The organism is Niallia taxi (assembly GCF_032818155.1).
Classification (GTDB): domain Bacteria; phylum Bacillota; class Bacilli; order Bacillales; family Cytobacillaceae; genus Niallia; species Niallia taxi_A.
The window spans coordinates 3785375-3808947 of sequence record NZ_CP102589.1; the positions used below are offsets into that span (position 1 = coordinate 3785375).

General features: G+C 39.3%; 27 protein-coding genes. 8 read left to right on the forward strand and 19 right to left on the reverse strand.

Features of this window, described 5'->3' with window-relative positions:
- The first annotated feature begins 91 nt into the window (after window positions 1–91).
- Window positions 92–2182, forward strand: a complete 2091-nt coding sequence (locus NQZ71_RS18900) for a DNA topoisomerase III (protein WP_260054058.1) — start codon at window positions 92–94, stop codon at window positions 2180–2182.
- Between the two features lie 29 nt (window positions 2183–2211).
- Here NQZ71_RS18900 and NQZ71_RS18905 read toward each other — a convergent pair whose 3' ends face one another.
- A complete protein-coding gene (locus NQZ71_RS18905) occupies window positions 2212–3402 on the reverse strand; it encodes an MFS transporter (RefSeq protein WP_144456103.1) in 1191 nt (396 codons plus the stop codon).
- 196 nt (window positions 3403–3598) lie between these two features.
- On the opposite strand from NQZ71_RS18905, the gene NQZ71_RS18910 reads away from it, so the two are divergent.
- The gene (locus NQZ71_RS18910) at window positions 3599–4036 is read left to right on the forward strand and encodes a MerR family transcriptional regulator (protein WP_144456105.1); all 438 of its coding nucleotides are present in this window, start codon (window positions 3599–3601) and stop codon (window positions 4034–4036) included.
- A gap of 33 nt (window positions 4037–4069) precedes the next feature.
- Here NQZ71_RS18910 and pgmB read toward each other — a convergent pair whose 3' ends face one another.
- On the reverse strand, window positions 4070–4738 hold the full coding sequence (gene pgmB / locus NQZ71_RS18915; protein WP_275009577.1) for a beta-phosphoglucomutase: 669 nt from the start codon (window positions 4736–4738) through the stop codon (window positions 4070–4072).
- Between the two features lie 311 nt (window positions 4739–5049).
- Here pgmB and NQZ71_RS18920 point away from each other — a divergent pair, with 311 nt between their 5' ends.
- Entirely contained in the window at window positions 5050–6282 is a 1233-nt protein-coding gene (locus NQZ71_RS18920; RefSeq protein ID WP_275009578.1) for an aminopeptidase, read from the forward strand.
- Between the two features lie 44 nt (window positions 6283–6326).
- Here NQZ71_RS18920 and NQZ71_RS18925 read toward each other — a convergent pair whose 3' ends face one another.
- The gene (locus NQZ71_RS18925) at window positions 6327–7448 is read right to left on the reverse strand and encodes a DUF4309 domain-containing protein (RefSeq protein WP_144456111.1); all 1122 of its coding nucleotides are present in this window, start codon (window positions 7446–7448) and stop codon (window positions 6327–6329) included.
- A gap of 230 nt (window positions 7449–7678) precedes the next feature.
- On the opposite strand from NQZ71_RS18925, the gene NQZ71_RS18930 reads away from it, so the two are divergent.
- The 3 genes from NQZ71_RS18930 (at window position 7679) to NQZ71_RS18940 (ending at window position 9108) form a co-directional block, all read left to right on the forward strand.
- On the forward strand, window positions 7679–7948 hold the full coding sequence (locus NQZ71_RS18930) for an acylphosphatase (protein ID WP_317011136.1): 270 nt from the start codon (window positions 7679–7681) through the stop codon (window positions 7946–7948).
- Window positions 7949–8000: 52 nt separating this feature from the next.
- Window positions 8001–8402, forward strand: a complete 402-nt coding sequence (mscL, locus tag NQZ71_RS18935; protein WP_317011137.1) for a large conductance mechanosensitive channel protein MscL — start codon at window positions 8001–8003, stop codon at window positions 8400–8402.
- A gap of 67 nt (window positions 8403–8469) precedes the next feature.
- The gene (locus tag NQZ71_RS18940; RefSeq protein WP_317011138.1) at window positions 8470–9108 is read left to right on the forward strand and encodes a Bax inhibitor-1/YccA family protein; all 639 of its coding nucleotides are present in this window, start codon (window positions 8470–8472) and stop codon (window positions 9106–9108) included.
- 34 nt (window positions 9109–9142) lie between these two features.
- Here the strand turns inward: NQZ71_RS18940 and NQZ71_RS18945 are convergent, their stop codons facing one another.
- Both NQZ71_RS18945 and NQZ71_RS18950 read right to left on the reverse strand, forming a co-directional pair.
- Complete coding sequence (locus NQZ71_RS18945) at window positions 9143–9418, reverse strand: hypothetical protein (protein WP_317011139.1); 276 nt, start codon at window positions 9416–9418, stop codon at window positions 9143–9145.
- Window positions 9419–9431: 13 nt separating this feature from the next.
- Window positions 9432–10856 carry an aminotransferase-like domain-containing protein gene (locus NQZ71_RS18950; RefSeq protein ID WP_317011140.1) on the reverse strand — a complete coding sequence of 475 codons (1425 nt, stop codon included), beginning with the start codon at window positions 10854–10856 and terminating at the stop codon, window positions 9432–9434.
- A gap of 108 nt (window positions 10857–10964) precedes the next feature.
- Between NQZ71_RS18950 and NQZ71_RS18955 the strand changes: the two genes are divergently transcribed.
- Complete coding sequence (locus tag NQZ71_RS18955) at window positions 10965–11873, forward strand: DMT family transporter (protein ID WP_317011141.1); 909 nt, start codon at window positions 10965–10967, stop codon at window positions 11871–11873.
- 141 nt (window positions 11874–12014) lie between these two features.
- On the opposite strand, the gene NQZ71_RS18960 is transcribed toward NQZ71_RS18955, so the two are convergent.
- A complete protein-coding gene (locus NQZ71_RS18960) occupies window positions 12015–12518 on the reverse strand; it encodes an acyl-CoA thioesterase (RefSeq protein WP_144456121.1) in 504 nt (167 codons plus the stop codon).
- An 84-nt stretch (window positions 12519–12602) separates the two neighbouring features.
- Window positions 12603–13538: a magnesium transporter CorA family protein gene (locus NQZ71_RS18965; protein WP_317011142.1), complete on the reverse strand. Its 936-nt coding sequence runs from the start codon at window positions 13536–13538 to the stop codon at window positions 12603–12605.
- 148 nt (window positions 13539–13686) lie between these two features.
- Between NQZ71_RS18965 and NQZ71_RS18970 the strand changes: the two genes are divergently transcribed.
- Window positions 13687–13923, forward strand: coding sequence for a hypothetical protein (locus tag NQZ71_RS18970; protein ID WP_127740113.1), 237 nt, complete (start codon window positions 13687–13689; stop codon window positions 13921–13923).
- A 17-nt stretch (window positions 13924–13940) separates the two neighbouring features.
- Here NQZ71_RS18970 and NQZ71_RS18975 read toward each other — a convergent pair whose 3' ends face one another.
- The 12 genes from NQZ71_RS18975 to NQZ71_RS19030 all read right to left on the reverse strand — a co-directional run bounded on the left by NQZ71_RS18975 (window position 13941) and on the right by NQZ71_RS19030 (window position 23535).
- Complete coding sequence (locus NQZ71_RS18975) at window positions 13941–14492, reverse strand: RNA polymerase sigma factor (protein WP_144456125.1); 552 nt, start codon at window positions 14490–14492, stop codon at window positions 13941–13943.
- Between the two features lie 87 nt (window positions 14493–14579).
- Complete coding sequence (locus tag NQZ71_RS18980) at window positions 14580–15908, reverse strand: polysaccharide biosynthesis protein (protein ID WP_317011143.1); 1329 nt, start codon at window positions 15906–15908, stop codon at window positions 14580–14582.
- Window positions 15909–16104: 196 nt separating this feature from the next.
- A complete protein-coding gene (locus tag NQZ71_RS18985; protein ID WP_317011144.1) occupies window positions 16105–16737 on the reverse strand; it encodes a response regulator transcription factor in 633 nt (210 codons plus the stop codon).
- On the reverse strand, window positions 16734–17780 hold the full coding sequence (locus NQZ71_RS18990; RefSeq protein WP_144456131.1) for a sensor histidine kinase: 1047 nt from the start codon (window positions 17778–17780) through the stop codon (window positions 16734–16736). The genes NQZ71_RS18985 and NQZ71_RS18990 overlap by 4 nt, the downstream gene beginning before the upstream one ends.
- On the reverse strand, window positions 17777–18514 hold the full coding sequence (gene liaF, locus NQZ71_RS18995; RefSeq protein ID WP_144456133.1) for a cell wall-active antibiotics response protein LiaF: 738 nt from the start codon (window positions 18512–18514) through the stop codon (window positions 17777–17779). The genes NQZ71_RS18990 and liaF overlap by 4 nt, the downstream gene beginning before the upstream one ends.
- A gap of 117 nt (window positions 18515–18631) precedes the next feature.
- A complete protein-coding gene (locus NQZ71_RS19000) occupies window positions 18632–19279 on the reverse strand; it encodes a PspA/IM30 family protein (RefSeq protein ID WP_144456135.1) in 648 nt (215 codons plus the stop codon).
- A 28-nt stretch (window positions 19280–19307) separates the two neighbouring features.
- Window positions 19308–19655 (reverse strand): lmo0954 family membrane protein, encoded by a 348-nt coding sequence (locus NQZ71_RS19005; protein ID WP_144456137.1) that lies wholly within the window; start codon window positions 19653–19655, stop codon window positions 19308–19310.
- A 183-nt stretch (window positions 19656–19838) separates the two neighbouring features.
- Complete coding sequence (locus NQZ71_RS19010) at window positions 19839–20843, reverse strand: ThiF family adenylyltransferase (protein ID WP_317011146.1); 1005 nt, start codon at window positions 20841–20843, stop codon at window positions 19839–19841.
- Entirely contained in the window at window positions 20840–21613 is a 774-nt protein-coding gene (locus NQZ71_RS19015; protein WP_275009619.1) for a thiazole synthase, read from the reverse strand. The genes NQZ71_RS19010 and NQZ71_RS19015 overlap by 4 nt, the downstream gene beginning before the upstream one ends.
- Window positions 21610–21813 (reverse strand): sulfur carrier protein ThiS, encoded by a 204-nt coding sequence (gene thiS / locus NQZ71_RS19020; protein ID WP_144456143.1) that lies wholly within the window; start codon window positions 21811–21813, stop codon window positions 21610–21612. The genes NQZ71_RS19015 and thiS overlap by 4 nt, the downstream gene beginning before the upstream one ends.
- Window positions 21810–22940 carry a glycine oxidase ThiO gene (gene thiO / locus NQZ71_RS19025; protein WP_275009586.1) on the reverse strand — a complete coding sequence of 377 codons (1131 nt, stop codon included), beginning with the start codon at window positions 22938–22940 and terminating at the stop codon, window positions 21810–21812. Before thiO ends, thiS begins: the two co-directional genes overlap by 4 nt.
- The gene (locus tag NQZ71_RS19030) at window positions 22921–23535 is read right to left on the reverse strand and encodes a thiamine phosphate synthase (RefSeq protein ID WP_317011147.1); all 615 of its coding nucleotides are present in this window, start codon (window positions 23533–23535) and stop codon (window positions 22921–22923) included. The genes thiO and NQZ71_RS19030 overlap by 20 nt, the downstream gene beginning before the upstream one ends.
- Window positions 23536–23573 lie beyond the last annotated feature (38 nt).

Genomic DNA, 23573 nt, shown 5'->3' on the forward strand with positions numbered 1-23573 from the left:
CGAACAACAAATGGTATAATATTGTTGATAAGACCTGAAGGCTGCAGGCGACTTGCCTGTTAAGATAAAACAGGTGCTGGAAGGAGTAATTATGAAATCACTTGTACTTTGTGAAAAACCGAGCGTGGCAAGAGAAATTGCCAGAGTCCTCGGATGCAATAAAACATCCAAAAGCTATATAGAATCAGACAAATATATTGTGACATGGGCATTAGGTCATCTTATTGAATTGAAGATGCCTGAGCATTATGATCCTAAATATAAAAATTGGAATTTAGACGACTTACCAATCATTCCTGAAAAGATGGATCTTAAAGTCATGAAGCAAACAAGCCACCAGTATAAAGCAATTGAACAGCTTGCTAAAAGAAAAGATGTTCATGAATGCATCATCGCAACAGATGCTGGGCGTGAAGGTGAGCTAGTTGCAAGATGGATATTGGATAAAATACGTTTCCAAAAGCCAATGAAGCGACTGTGGATTTCTTCACAGACAGACAAGGCGATTCTCGATGGGTTCCGTAAATTAAAATCGAGCAAAGAGTTTGACCCATTATATGCATCAGCAGTTTGCCGGGCCCAAGCAGATTGGCTAATTGGGTTAAATGTCACACGTGCATTAACGACTAAGTTTAATGACCCCCTTTCTGCCGGAAGAGTACAGACACCTACTTTATCCCTTGTAATTGAAAGAGAAAAACAAATTCAATCCTTTGTACCGAAAGAATACTGGACAATCAGTGCCAAAATCGGTGAATCAACTGCATATTTTGAAAAAAATGGAGAAAAACGCATTTTTTCTAAGGAACAAGTCGAAGCAATTATTAACAGCACGAAAAATGAGCGTGCGAAGGTCACTTCTATGACACGGAAGGAAAAAACAGAGCATCACCCTCTTCCATATGATTTGACAGAGCTTCAGCGTGATGCAAACAAAATTTTCGGCTTTTCTGCAAAAAAGACATTAAATGTTATGCAAAAGCTGTATGAACAGCATAAATTGGTGACATATCCAAGAACAGACTCCCGCTACTTGACGACAGATATGAAGGATACAATGTTCGATAGGCTTCAAAGCGTGTCTGTAGCTTACAAGGAAGAAGCACAAAAGCTGCTTGTCAAAAAAGGCAAAATGGAAGCAGCAAATATATTTAATAATGACAAGGTTTCGGATCACCATGCTATCATTCCAACAGAACAGCCTGTGTTCCTTCACAAGCTTGATAATGATGAAAAGAAAATATACGATTTAATTGTTAAGAGATTTCTTGCACTCTTTTATCCAAAGCATAAATATGAAGTGATTGCGACAACATTAACAATTGGCGGGCACAGCTTTGTTATTCACGATACAAATGTAATAGAGCCTGGCTTTAAAGCTTTAACGGGCACAAAAGCTGTAAGCAACACACTTCTCAGCTCCTTAAAGCAAGGTCAGGAAGTCGGCGTCAGCTCTGTAAAGAGTGAGCAAAAATGGACAGAGCCGCCACTTCGTTATAGTGAGGCAGATATACTAGGTAAAATGGAGAAATTCGGCTTAGGTACACCTGCAACAAGAGCTGAAATTATCGAGCGCCTTGTTACAACAGAGGTTGTAGAAAGACAAAATGGACGCTTCCATTCGACTCAAAAAGGAAAACAGCTTCTTGAACTGGTTAATGATGATTTGACTTCACCTGAGCTGACAGCAACATGGGAGCAAAAGCTTGAGGACATTGCTAAAGGTAAAGCTAATCCAGATAAATTTATGCAGGAAATTAAACAGCAGACAAAGCAGTTTATTCTTGAAATAAAAAACAGCGATAAGGCTTACAAAGTCCAGAATCTTACTGGTTCAAAATGTCCAGAATGCGGCTCTTTCCTGAAAGAAAAAAACACGAAAAACGGCAAGCTTCTCGTCTGCTCCAGCATGGACTGCAATTTCAGCAAACGGAAGGATCCTAAGCTTTCCAATAAACGCTGCCCGCAATGCCATAAAAAGATGGAAATCCATGACGGAAAAGCGGGTACCTACTTCCAATGCCGTAGCTGTAATGTTGTTGAAAAGGCAGCAGATCGCAAGAAAACAGTCAGCAAAAAAGAAGAACGTAAGCTTGTCCAGAAATACACGAAGGATGAAGGCTTCGGCAACAGTCTTGGTGATTTACTAAAAGCAGCTATGAATAAAGAGGACGATAAATAATAAAAAGCAGACCTAATGGTCTGCTTTTTCTAATGTGAAATTCTGTCCACATGATGAAGATGTTTTCTGCCTGTTGCAACAGAGGCCATCGCCAGCAAGACAAAAATTGCTCCGACTATAAATGGCACATGAGGAGAATACACCTCTGCCAATTTATTTGCAAGCCACGGACCTACTGCACCGCCAAAGAAGCGGACAAAGCTATATGCTGCCGAAGCTGTTGCTCTCTCAACAGGAGCAACTTCCATAACTGCTGTCGTTATAAGTGTATTGTTTGTTCCTAAGAAAAGCCCTGCCACAATAACAGCAATAATAATTACTTCCTTGCTGTCCGTCCAGATGCCCATTGCGAGCAGCGTTAAAGCAAATAAAATCAGCATGGCAGTCATTGACTTAATCGTACCAAATCTTTCCTGCAGTCTTGGTGCAATGAAAACAGAAGTAACAGCTAGACATAAGCCCCAGCCTAAGAAGACATAACCTAAACCATGTTCATCCAACTCCATTACAAAAGGAGAATATGCCATCAATGTGAAAAATCCTATATTGTATAAAAAGGCCGTTAATCCTAAACGGAATAATCCAGGATATTTAAGTGCCTTAATTGGGTCTAAAACAGAGCTTTTCACCTTTGGCTTTTCTAATTTAGGCATTTTCAGCAATAATGCTAAAAAGGCAATAATCATTAAAACACTTACACCGAAAAATGGTCCTCTCCACGAAATGGAGCCAAGCTCCCCACCAAGAAGTGGACCTACGGAAATACCTAAGCCAATTGCAGCCTCATAAAGAATAATGGCTTTTGCCGTTCCACCTGTTGATAAACCAACAATTGCAGATAGGGCAGTAGCAATAAATAATGCATTTCCTAAGCCCCAACCGCCGCGGAAGCCGACAATCTGCCAGATACCATCAGAAGTTCCGGCTAAGCCTGCAAATACGATTGTAAATAAAATACCTGTCAGCAGTGTCCATTTTATCCCAATCCTGCTTGATACAACTCCAGTAATTAACATCGCAATCCCTGTGATTAAGTTATAGCTTGAAAACAATAAAGACACCTGGCTTGGTGTCGCATCCAATTGCACAGCAATTGCAGGCAAAATCGGATCAACAAGTCCTAGTCCCATAAAGGAAATAATCGTTGCAAAAAAGATTACCCAAATGACTAGCGGCTGTTTATTTGGTGATTCCAATGAAGTAACAGTCTCCCTGCTCATTAATATCATCCTTCTTTTTATTAATTAATCGATTTAATAATCCATGTAAAAGTATAGACCTTATTAACGTTTACGTCAACGTCAATGTTTGCCATTGTATCACTTGCTCTTTTCTTTTCATTATGCCAAAGTTATTAATAAATATGACGTATTACATGCTGCCTTTATTGGAGCAACGTAAAAAGGAGCAACAATTATGGAATGGCTGAAAATTGATGACGTGGCAAAAAGGAGCGGATTGACTAAACGGACAATTCGTTATTATGAGCAAATAGGACTTATCCCTTCCCCAGAAAGAAGTGACGGGGGTTATCGTTTATATACAGAAGAACATGTGACACTATTACAGAAAATCACCAACGCAAAGGATGTACTTGGCTTCTCCCTTCAAGAACTGCAGGAGTTCATTGCCTTAAGTGATGCATTGGAGCTGCAGAAAATAGATTATCGGCAAGTAAAAGGAACAAGCCTGCAAAGAGAAAAGCTGGAAAAAATACTAGAAACGACATTAGAGCAATTGAGGCTGATTGAGTTAAAGAAGCAAAATATCCTTAAAGTTGAGGAGGATATTGTTTCCTTGAAGAATCGGGCGGAGGCTGCTTTAAAAAGATGGGCAGAAGAAGACGCCAAATAACAGAAAGCCAGCATTCCTCATGCTGGCTTTCTGTTATTTCCTTTTTGCAAACTGTCTAAGTAATTCCTCAACAGTTAAAAAATCTGTACTTGGTACATTCCACTCCGCCTGCTTCAATATAGCGGAATTTCCGATGCTGACGGAAAACATCGGTGTTTTCATTATTCCTTTAAGCCCTGCCTCTCCATCTTCCACAGCTGCACAGCTATCATATGAAATGCCAAGGCAGTCTGCTGCTGTTAGGAATATTTCCGGATCTGGCTTTCCTTTTGTCAGCTTATGGGGATCAACAATGCACTCAAACCAGTCCTTTATACCGAATTTCTCCAACAGAAATGGAGCATTAGAGCTTGAAGAAGCAATCCCCATCTTAATGCCGGACTTTTTAAGATTGAACAGGAATTCATACATGCCTGGAAGCATGTCTCCTTTTGTGAATTCAGCAATAAGCTCCCTATAGTACTCCCCTTTTTTATTTCCTAGCAGCAGTTTCTCCTCCTCTGTAACATCCCTGCTGCATCTGTTTGAAAGCTCGTCCATTAATACCTTCCGAGGTATCCCTTGAAAGCGCAGGTTGTCTTCCGTTGTAAATGGAACCCCAAGCTCATCAGCAATTCTTTTTGTTGCTTCATAATAATGCTGGACAGTATCGGCTATTACACCATCAAAATCAAAAATAACAGCTTTTAAAGTTCGTTTCATGATTTCCTCCGTCACGTAATAATCTATATATTATAGCAAAAACTTAGAGGTGATGCCGTCTCTCGCGAAAATCAGAACTAAGCTGCTGCAGTTATTATCTGAACATAACTTTATTGCAAATAAATCTTCTACTATTATGACAAATCAGTTTATTTATGAGCGTAAACAAGCTACAATGAATAAAAGGATTTGCCACATCAGACATTATATTGATAAAGCAGAACGACTCTTGCATGCAAATTGCCGGATATCGTATCTGCTCTTAAAAGGCAATCGTTACATATCATGCTCTTTAGCAAAGGAGAATAACAATGAGTACATTTCAGCAAAACTTAGAAAAATACGCAGAACTTGCAGTGAAGGTCGGAGTTAATATCCAGCCGGAACAAACGCTTGTAGTTAATACAACAATCGATGCAGCAGAGTTTGTCCGCCTAGTCGTTCGTAAAGCATATGAAGCAGGTGCAAAAAATGTTGTTGTTAATTGGACAGACGATACTGTTACAAGAACAAAATACGAGCTTGCACCTGCTGAGGCATTTTTGGAATATCCGGAATGGAGAGCAAAAGAAACAGAAGAGCTTGCTAAAGCTGGTGCTGCATTCATGTCCGTCCTATCGTCAAGTCCTGATTTGCTTAAAGGCATTGCAACAGAAAAAATCGCTAACTTCCAAAAGGCTTCTGGAAAAGCATTGAGCGCCTTCCGTAAATATGTACAATCAGATAAGGTCAGCTGGACTGTTATCGGTGTCCCTTCTGTTGCATGGGCGAATACTGTATTTGCAAATGAACCGGAAGAAAAACGCGTTGACCTTCTTTGGGACGCTATCTTCAAAGCATCCAGAGTGGATCAAGAGCAACCAATTGAGGCATGGAAGCAGCATGACAAAAATCTTCATGAAAAAGTTGATTACTTAAACAACAAAGCTTATAAAAAGCTACATTACAAAGCTCCTGGCACAGACTTGACAATTGAGCTGCCAGAAAACCATCTATGGTGCGGGGCTGGAAGTATTAATGAAAAGGGCTTTGAATTTATGGCAAATATGCCAACAGAAGAAGTTTTCACAGTACCTCACAAAACAGGTGTTAACGGCACTGTTGCAAGCACAAAGCCATTAAGCTATGGAGGAAACATCATCGACAACTTCTCCGTTATATTTAAAGACGGTAGAATTGTTGATGTTAACGCAGAGCAAGGCGAAGAGATTCTGCGTCAGCTTGTTGAAACAGATGAAGGCTCTCATTACTTAGGAGAAGTCGCACTTGTACCGCATCGCTCGCCTATTTCTGAGTCCAATATTCTTTATTACAATACATTGTTTGACGAAAACGCATCGAATCATTTAGCGATTGGAAGCGCGTATGCTTTCTGCATTAAAGGTGGAAAAACAATGTCCAGCGAAGAATTGGCTGCTGCAGGCTTGAACGAAAGTATTACACATGTCGACTTCATGATTGGGTCTGATAAAATGGATATCGATGGCATTACAGCAGACGGAAAAACAGAAGCTGTCTTCCGCAATGGAGACTGGGCTTTCTAATAACCAAAACAACCCTGGGAGATAAGTCTGCCAGGGTTGTTATTTTATTTACTGTCTTTTTTTACAAGCTGAATTTGCTCTAATTGCTGACTGCTGTCCAAAATGAATTTCATTTCATAATGGTTAGCAGTATAAGTAGCAATGTAGCCATCATGCTCCTTGTTTGCTGAAAATGTATCCGGCTTGCCTAATATCTCATTGATTATAGACATATTTATTTTAAGGCGCATGCCAGGAATCGTGATCGAAGTTACCTGCTTTGTCTTACCATCATAGTAGTATGTGACCTCCGGGTAAGTTACCATCATTGTTCCATCACTTTGCTTCGTATCTGTATACTCTTTATTCGACTTTGTTATTTCGCTTATGCTTGTACCAATTGGATACTGGCTGCCTAACAGCATCCCCTGTTCAGCAATTGTTAAAGCATCTTTTGAGAGAGTAAGATTTTTAAATGGCAAATAGTACTCTTCCTCCTCAAGCCATCTCTCCATTTCCTTTTCTTTATCAATATAAGTTGTGTCCGTCTCTTTAAGCTGCAGACGCTCTGAACTCAACGTCCATGTAGTCACTTCATACAAATCGGAATTCTTTTTTTCTGCAGTCTGCAGATAGTTTTGCTGGATACTTTTAATTTTGCGCTTTAATACTGGAATTTCCTTCTTAGTAAGAGACGTAAGCTCTCCGTCCTTCATCACATACAGTGATGCAACAGTATTATCCTTTGCCTTTGTTTGATAGACTGCAATAATACTATGCTTATTGACGGTGTATGTGCTGATATTTTTATTTTTTATATTAAATACGAGCGGATCCCGCAGTTTAATCGCTTGTTTAAGCTCTTTTTTATCATCTTCTGACTCTGCCGTTAAATAAAGAGAAAATTCCCCTTCTACAATAGAATCATCTTTATCTCCGAGAAAGCTATCCTCTTTAAGTGGATATTTCTCCGTTTCATCGCCAACTAAATATGCTTCGTATACTTCATTATCCTCCTTAAGAGTTAAAGAGGATATTGCATTTTCCATGATCCACTCTACCTGTGTTTCAGCAAGTTTCGCCGAAGCCTCATTCTCATCGGTCTTTTTTGAACTTAGTTGAATTGCCCCCACGACAACCAAAACAGCACATAATAAAAGCATGCCAATATATATATATAGTTTCATTATATTCTCCTGATTATAAAAACACGTAATTTGCCTATCTTTTTAAGCGTACTTATTAATATTAACAAAATGGCTAGTTTTCTACAAATCAAGGTTTTTCCAGTTTTCGCTTACTTATTATTTGGAAAAATCAGCATAAGGCAGCAGCCCTTTTTGGACTGGCTCCTTTTTATGTTATTCTATAGTTAGTTCTGGTCAGAAAAACGATATATGGAAAGGGTTGATATTTTATGTATCAATATCATCTTGCCATCACCGGAAAGGTTCAAGGCGTAGGCTTTCGCTACTTTGTACAAATGAAGGCAATGGAATATAATGTTCACGGCTGGGTCAAAAACAGAGACAACGGTTCTGTTGAAGCCGTCATTTCAGGACCAAAAGAAACGCTTGATTTATTTATTGCTGACATCAAAAAGGGAAACAGATTTGCCGCAGTACAGAATGTGGAAGTCGCTGAGCAGCAAGCCGAGACGTTTCGCTCATTCAGTATTCGTTACTGATTCTAGTTTAGAAGCAACAAAAATTAGTTTGATTAAAGTTAGGAGTTTTAGTATGTGGAAAGAATTTAAAGCCTTTGCTGTCAAAGGCAATGTCATCGATCTAGCAATCGGTGTAATTATTGGCGGGGCATTCAGCAAAATTGTCAGCTCCCTTGTGAATGATATTATCATGCCGATAGTCGGAGTTCTCCTTGGGGGTGTTAATTTAACAAGCCTTAAATTAACCTACGGCAAGGCAACTGTCCTTTATGGACAATTTATCCAAACAATATTAGACTTTTTTATTGTCGCCTTTTCTATCTTTATGGTTATCAAGCTGATTACCAAGTTCAAAAAGAAAAAAGAAGCAGAAATTGTCGAAGAAAAAGCACCTTCCATTGATGCTAAGGAAGAATTATTGATGGAAATTCGCGATCTTTTGAAAAAAGACCATGTCAGACAAGAAGAAAATTAATTTATTTTGAAACATTAACTATGTTTCATACGTAAAGAGATTAAAATATAAACAATGGAGTGACTTTATGTACGCGCATAGTGTTAACACAAATCATCTACCTGCTGTTTTAAGAGCATTTGCCTTATCCTTAGGGATTGCAACTGTTGGAACATTAGCAGGTAACTTTATTCCAGCTTCACTCTTTTTACCATTAGCAATATTAGAGGTTGTGATGCTTGTTATTGCCTTCTTTCTTAGAAGAGGGAAATCAATGTCCTATTCCTTCCTTTATGCCTTTACGTTTATTTCGGGAATAACGACATATCCAATCGTTTCCCATTATATATCCACTATCGGCGCTAATGTCGTCATAATGGCTTTAGGAACAACAACAGTCGTATTTGCTGGACTTGCAATATTTGCAACGACAACAAAACGTGACCTTTCCTTCCTCGGCGGAATGCTAATGGCAGCATTACTTGCCTTGATTGTGATCTCTATATTTAATATTTTCTGGCCTTTAGGCACCACTGCCATGCTTGTCTACTCCTTTATCGGAGTGCTTGTGTTCAGCGGATATGTACTTTTTGACTTTAACCGTATGAAGCATTACGGAGTGTCAGCAGAGCAGGTACCATTAATGGCTTTAAACCTTTATCTAGACTTTGTGAACCTGTTCATCAACATCTTAAGAATCTTTGGAATCCTTTCAAGTAAGGATTAACCTAAATGCTGCCTGTTAACTCAGGCAGCATTTGTTATTTCAGCAATCTTCCTTTCACATGGCGAATGAATTCGGCTGGATCATCCTTAATAATAAACGAGAAAACTCCTTTATTTGTGTGCAAGTACAGCATTTGATAAAGATTATTTGTTTTTTTTACAGATATGTCATAAACAATCTCTAACTGAAAAACAGTTTCCTCAGCCATAATTCTGTCACTGCAAAGAATCAGGCTTTGTTTTATCTCTTGGACGACCTGCCTATTAAATTCAATCCTTCTTGTGACAACATAATAAGCCAGTTCTGCCATTATTACCTCCTGCTCATTTATGCATATTGTCTGTCAATAATGAATCATAAATACTTGTTAGTAAGTACATTCCTTTTTTTATGTCTTGTTCATTTAGAAAGGAATAGCTGAGTCTTATATATGGAATATCCCGTTCTAAAGGGTCACAAATCTGCCCAGGAACATAAGAGACAGAGTTTGCAAGCGCCATAGCCTTAAGCTTGTTTTTATCTATTGTCTCGTCTATATGCACCCAAAGATTCAGCCCACCCCCAGGACTATCCCATTGGAAGGAATGGTCCTGAAGTGCCTCTTCCATCTTTTCCTTCCTTATCTGCAATGCTATTCTCAGCTTTTCCATATGTGTACGCACCCTGTCAGATGTTAGATAAAACAAAAAGGCTTTCTGGCTTAGCAGCGGTGTCCCATTATCAGCAAGTGCCTTTCCTTTAATCAGCCATTTCATCAGACTTGGATGTGCCACCATTGCACAAATTCTTAATCCTGGAGCCATATATTTGCAGAAACTTCGCAAGTAAATAATATACCCACCCGTATCATAGGAGTAAATAGGCGGTGGCGGAGTTTCGTGAAAGTAGATTTCACGGAAGGCATCATCCTCGAGAATGATACATTGATATTTTTCAGCAAGCTCTGCCAGCTGTTTTCGCTGCTCAACTGGCACAGTATAGCCTGTAGGATTCTGATATGTCGGATTTGTGTAAAACAGCTTTGGCTTATACTTCTTCATAAAGTATTCCACTTCTTCTAGACAAAAACCTGCTGCTGTTATAGACACAGGTATAAGTTTTGCCCCTCTGTTTGCGAATATATCAGCCGCACCACTGTAAGTCGGGCTTTCTATCAGCACATAATCGTGTGCTTGAACAAATACCTTGGCAATGATATCAATCCCTTGCTGTGCTCCAGATGTGATTACTATTGATTCCTCTGGTATGTATAAACGGTCGTACTTTTGAAAGTAGGCTGACATACCTGCTATTAGCTCTTCATCACCTTTAACATTTGCATAAGTTCCAAGCAAAAGCGGATATTTTTCAAAAATCTCCTTAGCATGCTGAGAAAGGTACCTATTAGGCAATAATGTCGGATCAACAACGGATGCTGAAAATTTATAAGTGACTGGCTCACGATGGATATCGGAGAGATGACTGTTATGAATATAAGAACGAATTGCTGGCTGCTCCTCTGATATATTGCTTATATGGTCACTATCTTTTCTGTAATAGCCTGTTTTATCCTTTGCATAAACATGCCCTTGCTCTTTTAAAAGCTGGTATGCCTTCAAGATAGTCAAACGATGAACACCAAGAAGCTCGGCAAGGCTTCGTACAGAAGGAAGCCTTTTATCTTTTGGCCACTCCCCTGTTTGGATACGTGTTAGCATATATTCATATACTTGCTTGTAAAGTGCCGTTTGTTCAGATTTCATAACCATATTGATCCCTCCTTTATCCATTATTGTACCATTTCCTTAAATCTGTTCTATGTGAAATTATCTGGTCTGTCCTACCTGTTTTACAATAACGGCAGGAGGGATTTCATAATGACCATTTTCTTGTATAGTTTAATGTGTTTTATTTTTGGAACTACTTTTTTAGCAATCAAGGTTGGAGTTGACGAAGGCTTTCCACCCTTTCTGTCTGCAGGAATCCGTTTTTTGGCTGCAGGCGCAATTCTGTATTTAATTTTGCTTGCCCGCAAAAAAACATCCTGGAAGCTTCTTTGGCGTAAAGAGCTAATGTTCACAGGGTTTACCTTGACCTTTATAACCTTTGCTTGCCTTTATTGGGCAGAACAATTTGTTTCCTCAGGCATTGCAGCAGTGCTGTCAGCTTCTGCACCAATTATCATTATCCTCATCCAAACTGCCTTTATGGGAATAAAAATTGATAAGGCAAGCATTGTTGGTATCATACTAGGATTTATTGGAGTTTTCTTCCTATTTCTGCCAGGTCTATCCATCACTTGGAATACTTTCTGGATTATCGGGTGCGGAATTATCCTTTTTGGTCAATTTGGCTATGCAACAGGTTCAATTTGGTCTGGGAAAACGATTAGTACATTTAAAAAGGAAAGTCCAATGGCATTGAATGCTGTGCAAATGATATACGGAGGACTGTTTCTGCTGCTTTTATCTCTATTCGCAGGGGAACCTGCGCCTAATATAACCATACCGGGACTTTTGTCGATTCTTTATTTGACTGTAGCAGGGTCCATGATTGCCCATACTATCTATTATTATCTTGTCGCAAAAACAAATGCCTTTCTTCCTTCGACATGGTTATATGTTTCACCTTTAATCGCGTTAACAATAGGTCACTTTTTTTATAACGAAGCTGTTCATCCGGTCATGCTTGTTGGTGTTTTACTGATTTTATCAAGCCTTATTTTAGTAAACCTTGGAAAGATACTGCAATTTGTGTCCATAAAAAAAATGGCATCCTCTAAATGAGGACGCCATTTTTCAAGGGCTTTCGTCTAAATAAGACAAAGAAAGACGGATAAGACAAGATTCTAGAAATATCATCATTTCCTGGAAAATAATTTAGCTATTCGACAGCATTTCCTATAAATCACACTTCTAGATATCTGTTCACTTGGACTTATATTTCCGAGCAAGCTCCTGTGTCTCTGCTTTTCTGTTTCTTCTCATCTGGGCACGAACTTTACCTGATTCAAACAAACTGATTTCTTCTTCCGTTTGTGGGACAACCTGCGGCACTGCTGTTGGTTTGCCGTGTTCATCTATGGCAACCATTGTCAAAAAGCTGAGAGCACAAAGATGTTTTTCTCCTGAAAGCAAGTCTTCAGATGTCACCTTTACGAACACCTCCATAGAGGAGGTTCCTGTATAGGTTACAAAGGCTTCTAAACAAACTGAATTGCCCTCTTGAATTGGATGAAGGAAATCAACTGAATCAGTTGAAGCTGTCACAATATGCTTTCTTGCATGTTTCATGGCAGCAATAGCAGCCGTATCATCAATATATGCCATTAATTTCCCTCCGAACAATGTGCCATAAGTGTTCGTATCTGTTGGGAAAACAATGCTCGTTTTAACAACGAGCGACTCACTGCAATATTTAGAACCTACCATATATCCTCCTTAGGATTGCTTTCTAAGATTACTTCCTATAAATATTATATGTAATTTCCTAATTGCCGTCTATTAGACCACATGCTATTGAAAGAAAGAATTTTTCTTTTTTGCCTTTAGAAGATCACCCATCCATCCCCTTGTTTTTAAATAAGCATAAATAATTACAGTAGTCAGCACGATTAAGGCAAGCGAAATGGCATAGCCATATTTCCAATCAAGCTCAGGCATATATTTAAAGTTCATACCCCACAATGCTCCAAGTGCCATAATAGGAGTACAAAGGGCCGTAAACACTGTCAATGTCTTCATAATTTCATTTCCTCGATGCTGGGAAACAACCTCTTCAAAGTGGACGAGATTATTTAATTCTTTTTCATACTCATCAACTAAAGTAAGTCCTCTCTGAATCCGCTTAGAAACTCGCTTATAATCTCTGCCATCTGTGGCATCCTCTCCAAAGGCTTCCTCAATGGCAAACTTCAGCTCTAAAAAGGGCATCATGACGTTTTTCCAAATAAGTATTTCATGCCTTGACTGATAAATTTTATCTAAGGTTTTTGTACTATTCTTCTCTTTCACATCCCATATTAATTCATCTAGCTTTTCCTCGTATGTATCAATATGGTAAAGAATATCTGTCATAATGTTGCCAAGAATCACCATAAACCCATCAACTGGGGATATGGCATTTTGGGCAGATTGAATAATATTTGACCTTTTGTTTAAATGGAGGCTGTTATCATGATAATCCAATGTGATGAGATAATCGCCACACAGATAGAAGTAAAACAGCTCATAATCTCCTCTTTCCTCAATTTTCCGATTATAGATAAGTGAACCACTCAAAGATTCCTTGCCGATTGTTGATGTATCCATCTCCAAATAGTTCCCTTTTTTTTCATTGATGATTTTGTGCCAATCTTCAATGGGAATGTCCAGTTCTGCTTTTAATTGGTCGATCTCTTCAATCTTTTCAAGTGCATACCAAATCCATTTGCCCATGTGATGCTTTTTCAAAAAGATCACTCCGATCGCTTTTTTACTTTTATTTTCCCCTATTTCAAGGAAAAAAAACTTAAAACGACACGCAGGTTTCTAATCTGTCAGTCTTGGGTAAATAAAACTAAGCAATATTTTTTGGACAAACTATTCGGAGGGATGAATTATGAAAACGATGCGAACATTAGCGGTTGTCGGTGCAGGCGTTGGGGGTTATCTTCTATTTTCCTCAAAAGGAAAAGAAATGATGCAGCGGGTCACTCAGATGTTACACTCCAAAAAGGATGAATCACCTATCATGAAGGCCGGAAATCCCGATCCGCAAGATATCGGTGATAACAATATGGTTAGTGAAGGTGCTATGTATTCAGTAAACTACTATAATAAGCAGAGACCAGAGTAAGAAAAAAGGTCTCCACATTAAATGGAGACCAGTTTATTTACTTTTGGACGCAATTGCTCTTTTGCTCTTTTCATGCGTGTTTTAACCGTTGAAAGGGGCGTTTTTGTTTTGTCGCTAATTTCTAGCAATGTATTGTTATGATAATAGAATAATAGAAGAGGCTCCTTGTACATTTGCGGCAGCTCTTCTAATGTATCAATCATTTCTTCATGCGCACATTTGTTTATAATTGTATCCTCTGGCGGTAAGGAAACGGATGTCTCCCGTACATATGTATATACCGTTTCCTCCCAGAATTTCTTCGATGTCTTTTCTTTTCTCCAATAATCACGGCATTTATTTATCGCTATTTTATATAACCAGCTTTTTGCTTTACTGTAATCTTCGAAGGAAGAAAACGATAGATATGAAGATATAAGTACTTCCTGATAAATATCTTCGGCTAGTTCTTTATGTTTGACCAATGAAAGGATATAAGCAAATATCGCATTTCCATGTTCTTTAATTATCTCTTCATAACAGGCTTCATTACAATCACCTGTGCAGTTATTAATTAGGGGTTCCATCATTATCCTCCTTCCCCTAGGACGCTTCTACACAATAAACGAAACCGCACCTATTAACCCCTACACTTTTTTAAAAAGTTTTTTATATTTTTATTGATGTGCTTGTTTGCCTGGTGAAAGCCAAATGGAAAAGCCGATTTTTTTGCAAATAGTTAAATAATGCAGCAGTGCTAGAATGACAGCACCTAAATTCATGCCTATTGCAATGCCACCCATCTGTAAATGGCTTAAGGAGCCAAGATAATAGATAGCTGTATACGAAAAAATAGTAGCCCAAACCGAGTGGAATACCGCATCCTTTAAGAGTCCGAGGCCAATAAGGAAAGCCTGCATTGGAATCGTGAAATAGTGCAAGAAGAAATACGGCCATAATAATTGCACAATGGAAGCAGCTTGAGATGAGTGAAAGAATTTCATTGTCAGCGGCTCTGCATAAAAGTAAAAAATGGCAATAGCAACTGACCCGTACCCAAGGGTTATCAGCATCACTTGCTTAAGCAGATGCTGTAAATGTGAGTAATTCCTTTCAGCATAAGCCTTTGACACGGTCGGAATAAGCATTGTCATAAAGGAATGCGCAATGAATGCCGGAAAAAAGCCTATAGTCAAGGCAATCCCTGCAAGCATCCCATACTGCTCTGTCGCATTTGCTGCAGTTATACCAGATGCAACCAATGCGCCTTTTATTAAAAAGGGCTGTATAGCATGGGACAATGCATGAAAAATCCGTAAGCCTGTCGTCGGAATGGAGACAGACAAAAGATCCTTCCAAATTGCCTTGCCACCCATTCGCTCATTTTCACCTTTTCTAATACGTTGATACTGAACGAAAAACATATGAAGCAAATACAAAAATACTACTAAATCACTGCCAACAATGGTACAAAATGCGATTAAAACAGATGTTTCCAAATCAAAGGAAAACCATTGAAAAAGAAAAACAAGCATTCCTAGTTGAACAATTTTCCGCAGGAAATTAGATGCTGCTATTTTTCCCATTTGCTGTTTGCCCATAAAGAAGCCTCTTGCAATCGACGTAAAGGAAATAACCGGCAGCAGCAAAAGAACGAGCCATTTTAAGATTGGGTGATAGTCCTGGAATATTGGAATAAACGGAATGACGAAACCAGCGACTATCGTCAGCACAATTGTAAAGATGATTGTCCATTTTATTACTTGTTGAAGCATACTGTGATGATAGACTGAATCCTTTTCAGCAATAAACTTCGAAATAGAGACAGGAAGCTCAAAGCTCGCCAGCAGCACAATAAGGAATATTGTCGGCAGAACTGTCATGAAAAGTCCAAGTCCCTGTTCCCCCAATTCCCTCGCCATAACCATGTTAATCAAAAACTCAATACATTCACCAAAAAACGCCGTAACAATCAATAAAAACGTACCTTTATAAAATGAGCTCATCGATCTCTCCTTACAAAAAAAATAGATTATTTTCTTTTGCTTTTAAACCATCATATGAGACAAGTTATAAAAATATATTTATTTGTTTTAAATTGACGTTAATCAAACGTTTGTTTAAATAAGACAAACCCAATAACGACAAGGCTTTATAACAATTGAAATAAAAAAAATCCGCAAGGTTTCCCTGCGGATGCTTCTACTCAACAAGCCGATATTTAAATGCATAAATGACTGCCTGCGTCCTGTCCTGCACTTGTAGCTTGCTTAAAATATTACTAACATGTGTTTTGACTGTTTTGATGGCAATAAACAAAACATCGGCAATTTCCTGATTGCTTTTCCCTTCAGCCATTAGCAGCAGTATTTCCATCTCTCTTGCTGTTAGGTCATCATGAAGCAAGATTTTCGGCTTCTCTCTCATTTTCATCATCATTTTATCAGTGACCTCTGGTTCGAGTACAATCTGACCATTAAAGGTGGAACGGACTGCCTCAGCTATTTCACTTGCCTTCGACGTTTTCAGCATATAACTGGTCGCTCCTGCCTGCAAAGCTGGATATACCTTCTCATCATCCAGGAAGCTCGTTACAATAATAATTTTCGCTTCAGGCCAGGCTTCAACAATATGCTTTGTTGCTTCAATCCCATCCATTTCATCCATGACCAAATCCATTAAAATGATATCAGGGCGCAATTCTAAAGCCATTTCAATTGCTGTTTTTCCATTGTCAGCTTCACCGACGACTTCAATATCCGACTGTGCCGATAAATAGGAGGACACGCCTATCCGCACCATCTCGTGATCATCAACAAACAGAACTCTAATCATGCTTTCGCCTCCACATCTAAAATCATTGGCACCTTCACTTCAAGCCGTGTCCCTTTTTGCTGCAGACTGACTATTTTCAGCTGACCGCCAATTTCCGCTGCCCGCTCCTGCATGTTCTGCAGTCCATATGAGCCGGTTTTGCTTTCTTCCACATCGAATCCAATCCCATCATCCATGACCCTTAAGATAACATATTGTTCTCTATGTAAAAGCTGCACATCAAAATTACTTGCTTTTGCATGCCTAAGTGTATTTGAAACAGATTCCTGCAGTATACGGAATAAATGGTCTTCAATTCCTTTATCTAGGCTAAATTCCTCTAGCTTCCATGTTATTTTCATTTCTACTTTATGGACAAGCTCTGATAAAAGCTCCATTATTCCTTCTTTTAACGTTTTATCCTTAAGAGCTGCAGGTCTCAAGTGCAGCAGCAATGCTCTCATTTCAAGCTGTGACTGGTGGATTGTCTCTTCTACTAGCTTTAACTGCTTTGACTCGATCGGATCACCTTCAGGCTGCCTTCTTTCATTGATTGCAGACAATAGCATGGAAGCAGCAAAAAGCTGCTGACTGACAGAATCGTGAAGCTCTCTTGCAAGCCGATTCCGCTCATCAGCAATGACTGCTTGCACTCTGGAATGCTGATCCTCTGCTTGCTCTGTCACAAGCTTTTGTGATAGTCTAATTTGTTCCTTAAGTTTGTTTTGTACATTCGTTATTTTTGCCCCTAAAGAATGAATTTCCTCATAAAAGCCAGAGCTCTCTCGTTCCAATTCCTTATTTTTGTCTCCGCTGTGGATGATGCCATCAAGTGCATTAAACTGCTTCCTCCATGAATACCCGCTCAACACACCAAAAAAAAGGCCTATTGCCACATCCGCACTAACTAGAAATAGAACAAATGGGATATCAAGGACTTGCTTTTCCCAAATATCATTCCAGCTATCTGGCGGGAACACAAGCAGGAAGGCACCTGATGTGAACAGAAGCAGAATTAATGCAATACTCATTCCCCAGAGAATTTGCCTTTGGATTATGCTCATATTCTTTTCACCTCAAGATTTCCTACAAGGAAAGAGGTGATAATCTTCACTCTTGTCTCAGCCTGGTCAAAACCAGTGCTGCTTCTCATAATATTCATATTGAATGCATTGACCGCATTCTCTTCATCAAATATATACGCAGAACCGAGCAGGACAGAATGATTGATGCTGACCTCTAAATCATAAGGAATGTATATCTTCACATTGCCGACTAGATTTCGCACTGCAATTACTGTCTCTCCTTGCGGCAAAACTGTATAGCTTAAATCGATGATTGTGTCACTTGCACCTGTTTGAATATTGATATCCTTCCATTCGTAAACATGATCAGGTGTTTCATTCCGCTGAAACAGGCGATTGCGAAACATTGGCTCCTTTTTAATAATGACCTCATCAGCATCTCCTGCTTCCTTATGCTTGATGATCGGCTTGATTACTTCTTTATTGTTCTTTTTCTGGATATACTGCACAAACCAGTAAAAAAGAAGACTGAACAGCAGGAATTTTACTGTAAACATATTGAGTACACTGATTAAAAGCACAAGCAAACCAGCCCAAAACATCAGCTTGCCTATTTTCCTTTTCCTTCCCTTTTTACCGTAATACATTAGTCCAATCGAAACTAAAAAGGAAAAAATCAACCCTGGATGCAACACAAAAATCTCTAATAGAAGCAGGAATCCAGCGATGATGACAATCCATCCTGCAAAGTCCTTCTTTATTCTCTGAAACAACGGAATTCCTCCTTCCATTCATGCTGGCTACGCCCTTCCGGCTATTGATAATAGCGTATTATCCATACTCGGAAAGGCGTATAAAAAAACCTACGCCTTTTAAGAATATCATTTTTTTCAGGAAGTGAAAGTTTCATCTTTCTTTTCCTCAATCTTTTTTTCTAAAGCAGCTATTTTTTCATCAATTGTATGCTGATAGTACTTGTTAGTTATCTTTTTCTCCAAACCGTCGATATATGTTTCCATTTCATCGAACTTAGCTGTTCCGGCAGAATCCCCTTGTTTATCGGTAATTTTATTCATTGTGTAAGAAGCTCTAGTCATGTTTTCTTTCCCCATCAGCTCAAGACGACGAATGTTCATGTCCTTCAGTTTATGCTTCATTTCTGCATATTTTGCTTCTAGCTCACTTGTCTGCTTATCCGTGATTTTCAGTGATTCAGTTAAACGGACAATTCTTTCCTCATAATGATTTTGTTCTGTTTGAGCAAAAGAGAACAGCTCCTCTTCACCAGCCTGTGAAGCGATTTCTGCTTGCTTTTTACGTTTTGCAGCAAGTTCCTCAGCCTCTTTAAGCTCTTTTGTGAATGCTTCTTTTAATACATATTGTCGTTTCACAAGCTCTTTTACTTTTTCTGTTTCTTTTTCACATTCTCTTAAATATTGGTTAAGAAGCGCTAGGGGGTTTTTATTTTCCTTTTTGTCGAGCACTTCATTTATATCTGCCATTACTGCATTTTTAATTCTTTCTAATAGGTTTGCCATGATTTTTTTCCTCTTTTCTGTTTAGTTTTTATTTATTTAGTTCAGACCATTGCTTTTCAAAATTCTGGAACGGATCATCTGAGTTTGATTTCTGTGTAACTGCACCTGATTTTTTCCACTTTTTAAACACTAACAACAGGACGTATGCTGCAACAAGGGCAATGATTGCTGGAAGATTGCTTGCTGTGATGCACAGTAACACGATACCTAAAGCACCCCAGCCTATTTTTGCCCCAGTTGTACCTGCCTTCATAAATTGCTTGAACACAAGGTACAGCAATACTCCGCTAATAACTAATCCTACTAAAGGACCTAAATGTGACAGCAGGACAATTGCTGCTGTCGCTCCTATAAGAAATAAACCAAATTTTTTCATCAATCAATCTCTCCTTTCTTATACTCCTATCATAGCTTTCGACATGATTTTTCATAACGTGCTTCCGCTTGATTTCTTTCTAAGACTTGAGGCTTAGTGAATGCTCAGCATTTTAAGGCATACGAAAAAAAGACCTTCATGCAGAAGGTCTTTATATGTAACACCTTATAAACTCAATCCTTTTCACCCCACGAGTCTGCTGTAAATCGCCCTTGCTCTTGTCCGCTCGCTTGTACCATGAATAATGGCACGGCCGTCCTTAAAGAGAACAATGCGATGCTCTTCATATTCACATGCAAGCAAATATGGATTTACTATCATATTTCGAACGACATGCTGTATATTTTGGGACAATGCCTTTAGATCATAAATATGGGAAACTCCAGGGCGAATTTGGATAGCATCTCTGCCACATAGTATGTCTGTCTTTGTTTGATTACCAGCTTCTAAATATGGGAAGGCCCTCTGACTGCATGTAGGACAATGAGAATCCTTCAGCTTTGCTGCGTGAATTTCCGCTTTTTGCATATTCCAAATATCATAGGATATAAGCAAAGGTTCTACGGCCTTTCCTGTAAGTAATTTCAAGGCATAAGCCGTTTGAAATGCTGCCACAAGCTGGACAATTGGGCTGATAACTCCAACACTGTCACATGTCTCTGTTTGTGCAGGAAGATGCTTAATAATGCAGTGCAGGCAAGGTGTAGTGCCTGGAATGACGGGATATGTTAAGCCGTAGCTGCCAACACACGCACCAAATATATATGGTTTATTCATTTTTACGGCTGCATCATTAATGATGAGTCTTGTTTCAAAGTTATCCATGCCATCAATGATGATGGAAGAATCCTTGATGATTGTTTCAATGTTTTGACCTGTTATATCCTCTATACGACAGTCTATTGAAACATCGCTGTTAATTTTCTCTAACCTCTGTTTTGCAGCTATAGCCTTTGGCAGCTTTAAGGCTGCATCTTCCTCGGTATACAGCTGCTGTCTTTGAAGGTTGCTATATTCGACATAATCTCTATCTATAATAGTCAGCTTCTTGATGCCTGCTCTTGTCAGCATTTCCGCTGTAGAAGAACCAAGTGCGCCGACACCTAAAATAACCGCATGACTTTCTTTCATTTTTTTTTGGCCAGCAGCTCCGATAAACAGCTCCTGTTTGGCATACTTTCTAATCATGATGTTACCAATCCGCTTAATGGGCTGCTCGCTTCGCCGTATTCCTTAATATCCATTCGGCCAGCTTCAAAGCCTAGTCTACCTGCTTCAATTGCCAGACTCATACCCTTTGCCATTTTAACAGGATCATTTGCATTCGAAACTGCCGTGTTCAGCAGGACGCCATCTGCCCCAAGCTCCATTGCAAAGGCTGCGTCCTTAGGAGAACCAACACCTGCATCTACAATAACAGGAATAGCTGATTGCTCAATTATCAGGCGGATATTTAACGGGTTAATGATTCCTCTTCCAGAGCCAATCGGAGCTGCACCCGGCATCACAGCATGTACCCCTAATTCCTCAAGTCGCCTAGCCAAAACCACATCGTCAGACGTATACGGCAAAACAGTGAACCCTAACTCCAGCAGCTTTTCTGACGCCTTCAATGTTTCAATCGGATCTGGCAGCAATGATTTGCTACAGCCTATAATTTCGACCTTAACCATGTCGCAAAGACCTGAAGCCTTTGCAAGCTTTGCAATCCGGACTGCTTCGTCCGCATTTTTTGCTCCTGCTGTATTAGGCAGCAGCGAATATTTTGTTAAATCCAATTGCTCAAGAAAATTAGGCTGAGATTCCTCAAACACATTCATTCTTCTAACTGCAAAAGTCAATATCTCGGCACCTGAGACCGCTACAGCCTCTTTCTGAACTTCATATGATGGATATTTACCTGTCCCAAGCAGTAATCTTGATTGAAATGTGCGATTTCCTATCTTCAACATAATTATCCTCCTCCTACAAAATGAATAAGCTCTAATATATCCCTATTAACAAGGGTTGTAGATTGATAGTTTTTTTTGTCAATAATTTCTCTGTTTAGCTCTGCTATAACTATTCTGTCCTTAAGTCCATACCACACTAATAAATCTTGCAATGTCACAATCTCTTCCGGTATATCCGCGGATTTCCCATTCAATTGAATAATCATTGCAGCACACCCTTTCTTTCTGCAGCTTTTTCTGCCCTATCAAGCTTGAAGGCAGTAACCCAATCCTTGTTAACGCTTCTTTCCATTAATAAATCCCTGATCATCATCCCTGTTGCCGGTGCCATTAATATACCGTTTCGTTGATGTCCCGCTGCAAAATAAAGACCGCGTGTTTCAGGATGTTCACCGATAAACGGCCTTTTATCAAAGGATTGCGGCCTTAATCCTGCCCAAAACCTATGTGGCCGCATTGTCGAAATTTCAGGCATGAGGCTTTTGGCCTTCTCCATTATTTCCTGGATTCCTCCGAAGGTCGGCAATTCATTCCAATCATTCCATTTCTGCGTTGCTCCGATAACCAACTGATTGTTATTCCTTGGCACGATGTAACTCTTCTCATGAAATAATGTTTTCGTTAAAGGCATTTTGTCATTTATGACAGATAGACATTCTCCTTTTACGGGAACTAAGGCATGCTGCAAGCCAGCCTCCGAAAAAAACTTATTTGACCACACTCCGCAAGCAATGATTACATTTTCCGCATAAAAGCTGTTGTTCGTTGTCTTTATTAGAAATCCTGTACCCTGTTTGACTACTTCAAGCACCATCGTATGTTCAAAGATTTGTGCACCGTTTTTTAGGGCGCCCTTACAAAATCCATTGCAAGCAGACAATGGGGTTACATGAACATCGTCTTTCATATAGACAGCACCGAGTATTTCCTGACTGGCATGCTTTTCAGCCTTATACACCTCTACCTTTGAAAGCCATTGGACGGAGGGCAGCTTCATAACAGCTTCAAGCTTTCTTTTCTCCTCTTCTGAAAACACAAGATTTAAAATGCCGCCTTTTTTTAGCTCAATATCTATACCGCAGGTTTCCTTTAATTGCTTAGATAGACTGTCATATTGACAATGGCTGTCAGCAACAAACGAATATACATCCTTAAACTCCTCCCATTCAGAATGGGCACCGAGCATTCCTGCTGCAGCACTCGTCGTTTTTCCGCCAACTTCATTTGCTTCAATTACAGCGGTTTGAATGTTTTCGGCTGATAGATAATAGGCAATCGCATTGCCTATTATACCGCCGCCAATAACAGCAGCTTCAAATTTTTGTATTTGCATACGCTTTGCACCTTTCATAATAGTTTTGTGCGGCAAGCTGCGGATTTTTCGCCCCAAAAATTCCTGACATAATTGCAATGCCATCCGCTCCGCAATTATTTATTTCACTTACAAGCTCCTCTGTAATTCCACCGATTGCATACACAGGAATGCTGACTTGCTTCTTTATCTCATGCAATATTTTAATTCCATTTGGAGGAATCCCTCTTTTACTTTTCGTATGGAAGCAATGTCCGTATAGGAGATAATCAGCTCCCTCCCTTTCTGCGTCTAATGCTGATTGAAGGCTATGCACAGATCTCCCTGCAAGACCGCAGGCTGTTTTCCTTCTGACCGCCTCAATTGCCATACCCTTTTCAGGTAGGTGTACATGAAGCATATTGGCCAGCAGCAAAATTTCTGCCCTTCCATTAATGATTATTTTTCTTTTATCTGCTCCTTTTGCCAGCAGCTGTTTGCAAAGGCAATAAATTTCTAACATCGATTTCGACTTCTCCCTTATATGCACATAATCAACATATGGAAGAATTTGCAGGATGATTTCACATGTTTTTTCAACTGAAAAGGAATCATTCGTTATCGCGGCAAGCTTCATTTTAAACCACCTTTACCTATATACTTACTCAACTTTAA

What these genes read in the sequence shown, in the direction of transcription:
- NQZ71_RS18900 (WP_260054058.1), top strand. Translation starts at nt 92, where the DNA reads ATGAAATCACTTGTACTTTGTGAAAAACCGAGCGTGGCAAGAGAAATT.
- NQZ71_RS18905 (WP_144456103.1), bottom strand. Translation starts at nt 3,402, where the DNA reads ATGAGCAGGGAGACTGTTACTTCATTGGAATCACCAAATAAACAGCCG.
- NQZ71_RS18910 (WP_144456105.1), top strand. Translation starts at nt 3,599, where the DNA reads ATGGAATGGCTGAAAATTGATGACGTGGCAAAAAGGAGCGGATTGACT.
- pgmB (WP_275009577.1), bottom strand. Translation starts at nt 4,738, where the DNA reads ATGAAACGAACTTTAAAAGCTGTTATTTTTGATTTTGATGGTGTAATA.
- NQZ71_RS18920 (WP_275009578.1), top strand. Translation starts at nt 5,050, where the DNA reads ATGAGTACATTTCAGCAAAACTTAGAAAAATACGCAGAACTTGCAGTG.
- NQZ71_RS18925 (WP_144456111.1), bottom strand. Translation starts at nt 7,448, where the DNA reads ATGAAACTATATATATATATTGGCATGCTTTTATTATGTGCTGTTTTG.
- NQZ71_RS18930 (WP_317011136.1), top strand. Translation starts at nt 7,679, where the DNA reads ATGTATCAATATCATCTTGCCATCACCGGAAAGGTTCAAGGCGTAGGC.
- mscL (WP_317011137.1), top strand. Translation starts at nt 8,001, where the DNA reads ATGTGGAAAGAATTTAAAGCCTTTGCTGTCAAAGGCAATGTCATCGAT.
- NQZ71_RS18940 (WP_317011138.1), top strand. Translation starts at nt 8,470, where the DNA reads ATGTACGCGCATAGTGTTAACACAAATCATCTACCTGCTGTTTTAAGA.
- NQZ71_RS18945 (WP_317011139.1), bottom strand. Translation starts at nt 9,418, where the DNA reads ATGGCAGAACTGGCTTATTATGTTGTCACAAGAAGGATTGAATTTAAT.
- NQZ71_RS18950 (WP_317011140.1), bottom strand. Translation starts at nt 10,856, where the DNA reads ATGGTTATGAAATCTGAACAAACGGCACTTTACAAGCAAGTATATGAA.
- NQZ71_RS18955 (WP_317011141.1), top strand. Translation starts at nt 10,965, where the DNA reads ATGACCATTTTCTTGTATAGTTTAATGTGTTTTATTTTTGGAACTACT.
- NQZ71_RS18960 (WP_144456121.1), bottom strand. Translation starts at nt 12,518, where the DNA reads ATGGTAGGTTCTAAATATTGCAGTGAGTCGCTCGTTGTTAAAACGAGC.
- NQZ71_RS18970 (WP_127740113.1), top strand. Translation starts at nt 13,687, where the DNA reads ATGAAAACGATGCGAACATTAGCGGTTGTCGGTGCAGGCGTTGGGGGT.
- NQZ71_RS18975 (WP_144456125.1), bottom strand. Translation starts at nt 14,492, where the DNA reads ATGATGGAACCCCTAATTAATAACTGCACAGGTGATTGTAATGAAGCC.
- NQZ71_RS18980 (WP_317011143.1), bottom strand. Translation starts at nt 15,908, where the DNA reads ATGAGCTCATTTTATAAAGGTACGTTTTTATTGATTGTTACGGCGTTT.
- NQZ71_RS18985 (WP_317011144.1), bottom strand. Translation starts at nt 16,737, where the DNA reads ATGATTAGAGTTCTGTTTGTTGATGATCACGAGATGGTGCGGATAGGC.
- NQZ71_RS18990 (WP_144456131.1), bottom strand. Translation starts at nt 17,780, where the DNA reads ATGAGCATAATCCAAAGGCAAATTCTCTGGGGAATGAGTATTGCATTA.
- NQZ71_RS19000 (WP_144456135.1), bottom strand. Translation starts at nt 19,279, where the DNA reads ATGGCAAACCTATTAGAAAGAATTAAAAATGCAGTAATGGCAGATATA.
- NQZ71_RS19005 (WP_144456137.1), bottom strand. Translation starts at nt 19,655, where the DNA reads ATGAAAAAATTTGGTTTATTTCTTATAGGAGCGACAGCAGCAATTGTC.
- NQZ71_RS19010 (WP_317011146.1), bottom strand. Translation starts at nt 20,843, where the DNA reads ATGATTAGAAAGTATGCCAAACAGGAGCTGTTTATCGGAGCTGCTGGC.
- thiS (WP_144456143.1), bottom strand. Translation starts at nt 21,813, where the DNA reads ATGATTATTCAATTGAATGGGAAATCCGCGGATATACCGGAAGAGATT.
- thiO (WP_275009586.1), bottom strand. Translation starts at nt 22,940, where the DNA reads ATGCAAATACAAAAATTTGAAGCTGCTGTTATTGGCGGCGGTATAATA.
- NQZ71_RS19030 (WP_317011147.1), bottom strand. Translation starts at nt 23,535, where the DNA reads ATGAAGCTTGCCGCGATAACGAATGATTCCTTTTCAGTTGAAAAAACA.